Genomic DNA, 4704 nt, shown 5'->3' with positions numbered 1-4704 from the left:
GGGAATGGAAAAATGTCGGAACGTGGCGGGCAAAAGCACGTTTTCCATGGCGGTAAGCTGAGGAAAAAGCTGAAAATCCTGAAATATCATGCCGACATAGCGTCCCCGCCAGGCGTCTCTTGCGCCTTCCGGCATGGCAAGAAGGTCATCCTCGCCCCAGCGAAGCTCGCTCCCCTGACACGCGTCGGGCAGCATGAGGCCGCAGAGCAGGTTGAGCAGCGAGGTCTTGCCGGAGCCGGAATCGCCGTAAATGCCCGCCAGCGTGCCGCCGGGAAGAAACAGGTCGGGAATGTCCAGCACGCGGCGCACCCCTCCGCCGTCCTGAACGCTGTAGCGTATGTTCCGCAGATGAAGGTCGTTTTCCATGATGCCTCACAGCGTATGGAAGGTGGCGTTGCGCAGGCGCATCTGACTCACGAAGCCGGTCTCCTCGTCCGTCCAGGAACCGACTTCCAGATCGCCTTCCACCTCTATGACGGTGTTGTTCTGCACGAAGCGCTCTTTCTCCGAGAGGTACACCACCAGAATGTTGTCCGGCCAGTCGGAGTCGGACTGACAGAACGGGCAGAGAGCCACGGGCTCCCGGGTGAGCACGAAAAAGTCCGAATCCGCCTTCAGCGGCGGCGCCATGAAGCCGCGTATGACGATGCGGCTGCCCTCAAAGGACAGCACCTTGTCGGAAAAACGCAGCCCCAGCGCGCCTCCCCCGCTGTAAAGCTCGTCGAAGCTGAGGCGGTTTTCCGTTTCCGCATGCGCGGCCGTAACGCCGAGCAAAACACAGAGCAGCACGGCCAGCCAGATTTTCATATTCGCTTCCGTTGGAAAAAGGTTCGGGAACCACCGGGGAACCATGAAGGCTCAGCCTTCCGGCCTTTGTCCGCACAGGGCGCGTCCCCCGTATTCTGCAAAAGGCGCCCCGAACATTCAGGGCGCCTGGCGAGCATGGAAAGGAAGCCCACGCCCCCTTTCCGCATCCGTCATCACTTGCCGAGGGCCATGGCCTCGGCCATGATGCGGAAGATTTCCGTGCTGTTCATGAAACCGTGAATCTGATCGGCGTTCGGGCCTCTCGCGCCCACCACGAGGTCGTCGATGGCGTGCACGCCCGTGGATTCGGTGCGGGGCAGATTGCCGGGCACGAACTGGGCTCCGGGAACGTCCTTGTAGGCCGCGTTGGCGATGTAATGACCGTTTTCATCCTTCACGGCAGGCACGAAGGGGCCGTCGAGCTTGGGACGGAAGGTCTCGTAGTGGTCGGGATAGTTGCCGATGAAGGCCGCGAGGCGCTTCGACACGTTCACGCTGTCGGGGTAGCCGTCGCCATTCTCGTCCTTGTAGTTGGGATAGCCCGCGGCCGCGTAGATGCCCACCTTGTCGCGCATGAGCTCGCCGGGAAGATTGTCGTCCACGGTGCCTATGATGCTGAGCGCATGGGTGTGGTCGCCGGTGACGATGAGAAGCGTGTCGGGGTTGGCGTCACAGAAGGCCTGCGCCTGAGCCACCACCTTGTCGAACATGATGGTGTCGTAAATGGCGCGCTCCCAGTCCAGAGGATGCGTGTACTTGTCCACCAGACCGGCTTCCAGCATGAGGAAGAAGCCGTTGGGATTCCTGGACAGCACCTTGAGCGCGGCGTTCATGGAGTCGGTAAGGTCAGGCTGATCCGGGAACTTGGACACCGTGCCCTTCTTGAGCTGCTTGCGGTCGAGCGCACCGTCGAGGTTGCCGGTGTGGAACAGACCGAGCAGACGATCAGGCGTCTTTTCCATGACGTTCAGAAGCTCGGTGCGCGTGGTGGCCAGCGTGTAGCCCGCCTTGCGGAAGTCTTCCACATAGTCCTTCTCATCCTTGCGCTTGGAGCCGGGAACCGTGCGGGGCAGGAAATACGCGGAGCCGCCGCCGATGAGCACTTCGGGACGGATGTCGGCAAACATGCCCACGATGGCCGCCTTTTCCGAACGCTTGCGGGTGTGGGACACCACCGAGGCGGGCGTGGCGTCTTCGATTTCCGCGTCGGACACGATGCCTATGGACTTGTTCGTTTTGCGGCGCAGAAGCTCGGCGATGTTCTCCTGACGCGGATCGTCAAAGGGATCCTTGGTGCGGTCGGCATACACGCCGATGGCGTTCACGCTGGATTTGTGACCGGTCATGTAGGCGGAAGCGGTGTTGGCGGAGTCGGCGGCAATGGAATCCACGCTGCAGGTGCCGAGCATGCCGGTGTAGGGCAGCGTGTCCATGGAAAGATAACCGTTATACATGCCGTTGGTCACGCCCTTGGAAAGCAGACGCGCGCCCGTGCGGTGCCCCATGCTGAGACCGTCGGCAATGAGCAGAATGACGTTTTTGGCCTTTGCCACCTCCGGCGTGCCGTACACGTCCCACTTGGCGGAGGCTTCTTCCCTGCCGTCCTTCGCCGTTACCGCATACTTGCCCGGGGCAAGCGACACGTTGCGCAGAATGATGGCCGAGCCCTTGCCTTCCTCGTTCTTGATGAACTCCGGCTTCGCGCCGAACACGTCGGCCACGCTCTTGCCGTTGATGCGGACGTCGACGTCGGACTGACTGAGCTCCCGGTCGAATTCCACCTTGAAGTCAAACTTCGACGTGCCCAGAAAACGCGCCGTGTCCACAGGATAAATGGCGGGCGCGGCCTGGGCCGTGGCCGTCAGAAGCGCCATGCCGAGACACAGCGGCATCATCACGGTAGCTTTCATACTATCCTCCAGTGTTGTTTCAAGCTGCCGCCACTATGGACAAGGCCTGTGACCTGCCTGTGAAGCGCTTATAAATTCTTCATGAAGAAAAACTACGCGAACATGACGGAACACGAGAGGAAGGGGGGGACAGGGAAAAGAGATGCGGGGGAAGGAGGGAAAGTTTTGAAAAACTTTCCCTCCTTCCCCCGCGCCCCCATCCTCCTTTCAAAACTTTTCATCAGGGGAAGCAGAAGATCGGAAAACAGAAAGCGGCGTGCCGCAGCCAAGGAGGCGGAAGCGCGGAGGCCTCAACAGAAAAGGCCCGGCGCAAGGCAGGAACGCAGAGGAAAAAGCGATGAATGCGCCCGGCGGGAATGACAAGGCCTCCGTCCGACAGACAACGTTCACAGGGGGCGGATGGTGGTCTCGAGCCGGCGGAAATGACAAGGCTCCCATCCGACATTCAATGTTCAAGGAAAAGGCCGCCGCCTTCCGGCAGGCACGACCATGCGGGAAAGCGGCGGCACGGCGGCCCCCCTGCGCTGAACAACGTCGCCGGGGCGCAAATCCGCGGGCTGTCACCGAAGGCGCATGGCAGGGCTGCGGGAAAAAACACGGGCCCTTGTTCGGGCCCGGCGCGGAACGGAGAGGGAAAACAAGGCGGCCCGTGCCGGAACAGTGGAAACACGCCTGTCGAGGGCAGGCATCACACGCCTGAAGACGAACGGCACGGGGCGGAAAGTCCGACCCGGGAGAACGTCTTTCCCGTGCCGTTCTGCTGTGGCGTGTCGGGACAAGATCCGTCCCAGGGGGGACACACGGGCAGGACGGCCCCGCAGAAGAACAGAAAAAAGGCGCAAAAAAAGCGGACACAACGCGCGTGCGCCGTCATGTCCGCTCATGCACCGGTATGGTTGCGGCTATCCGTTCTTCCCGTCGTCGGCAGACGACGCGGGCATGATCGGCCCGAAACGCTCCTCATATTCCTGCAACGTGCGGATGAGCGTTGCGGCAAGACGGCGGGCGCTCTGCGGCGTCATGGCCATGCGGTCCTGCATGTCCACGACCAGCGTTCCTGCCGACGTGTCGTCGGCAGCGGGTTCCATGCGGCTCACGCCGAACGTCAGAAACACCTCACCTTCCGCATAACGGCTCTGAAAGGCGTTGACGTAGGTGGTGCGGATGCTGGCGGCCTCCACATGCAGGCCGATGTTCTGCGTTTCTGCCATGATGCGTCTCCTTATGATTACATTGTCTGCCCGCCTGCTTCTCCGGCTTTCCGCGGGCAGGACAGATACCGCGGAAAGCGTGATGCATGCTGAGTTTTCCTGTCTTTGCGGGAAGCCCTGCGCCGGGCAGAGTATGCTCCGGCGGTTCGCCCCTCACAGACAGGCATTGCGTCCGGCTCCGCAAGACGTCCATCGTCCGCTCACTGTCGGGCATGACGCGCAAAGTCCCCGCAAGGCTACTATGCTCCGTTCTCCGGCGCAAGCGCACATCCTGCACCGGAAGCCCGCATCATTGCGTCGGGAAAAGCCGAGTCCGAAGGAAGCCGTGCTCGCCGCATCGTGTTTTCTGTACCGACAAGGCCACGCCCTCCCCTGCCTTCGACGCCCCGCGAAGAATGCGGCCCGACGCCTTCTGCACGCCGAGCGTTGCGCTGTGACCTGCACACGCCGTCCCTGCTGCTGCCGGATCTCTCAACAGCGCGCTGCTCAAAACGTCTTGTCCGGAGTGCGCCTTTGATGCCCCATGTCGGCCGGAAGACTCCCTCTGCTTTTCAGCAGGAGCATGCGTGCACCTCGGGCCTTTACCTCTTGCCGACGGACGGCATCGCCTGAAAGCGGCGTGTCCGCCTTGCCCGACGCAAGTTCCCCCGCCGTCCAAGCCAAAACGGCCCAAACTCCGCGCCGAACGCCGAAGCTCCCGCAAAAAAACGACGAGGGGCGATCATTCCCGCCTTTTTCCGGCACATCGCACGAAAACCTTTTTCCCTTTCCCCGAA

General features: G+C 61.7%; 4 protein-coding genes. All 4 read right to left on the bottom strand.

Annotated elements, in window-relative coordinates:
- Window positions 1–366: ATP-binding cassette domain-containing protein (locus Q0J81_RS10670; protein WP_294447793.1), on the bottom strand; the 366-nt coding region annotated here is incomplete at its 3' end.
- A gap of 6 nt (window positions 367–372) precedes the next feature.
- Complete coding sequence (locus Q0J81_RS10665; protein WP_294447791.1) at window positions 373–807, bottom strand: hypothetical protein; 435 nt, start codon at window positions 805–807, stop codon at window positions 373–375.
- 173 nt (window positions 808–980) lie between these two features.
- Window positions 981–2717, bottom strand: a complete 1737-nt coding sequence (locus tag Q0J81_RS10660) for an alkaline phosphatase (protein WP_294447789.1) — start codon at window positions 2715–2717, stop codon at window positions 981–983.
- 902 nt (window positions 2718–3619) lie between these two features.
- Window positions 3620–3928, bottom strand: a complete 309-nt coding sequence (locus Q0J81_RS10655; protein ID WP_294447787.1) for a DUF3467 domain-containing protein — start codon at window positions 3926–3928, stop codon at window positions 3620–3622.
- Window positions 3929–4704 lie beyond the last annotated feature (776 nt).

The sequence above is a fragment of the uncultured Mailhella sp. genome, assembly GCF_944324575.1.
Taxonomy (GTDB): Bacteria; Desulfobacterota; Desulfovibrionia; order Desulfovibrionales; family Desulfovibrionaceae; genus Mailhella.
The sequence above is the reverse complement of the archived record's forward strand: the minus strand, read 5'-3'. Positions and strand labels throughout refer to the sequence as shown.

Coding starts and splice junctions, on each gene's coding strand:
- Q0J81_RS10665 (WP_294447791.1), bottom strand. CDS start 807: ATGAAAATCTGGCTGGCCGTGCTGCTCTGTGTTTTGCTCGGCGTTACG.
- Q0J81_RS10660 (WP_294447789.1), bottom strand. CDS start 2,717: ATGAAAGCTACCGTGATGATGCCGCTGTGTCTCGGCATGGCGCTTCTG.
- Q0J81_RS10655 (WP_294447787.1), bottom strand. CDS start 3,928: ATGGCAGAAACGCAGAACATCGGCCTGCATGTGGAGGCCGCCAGCATC.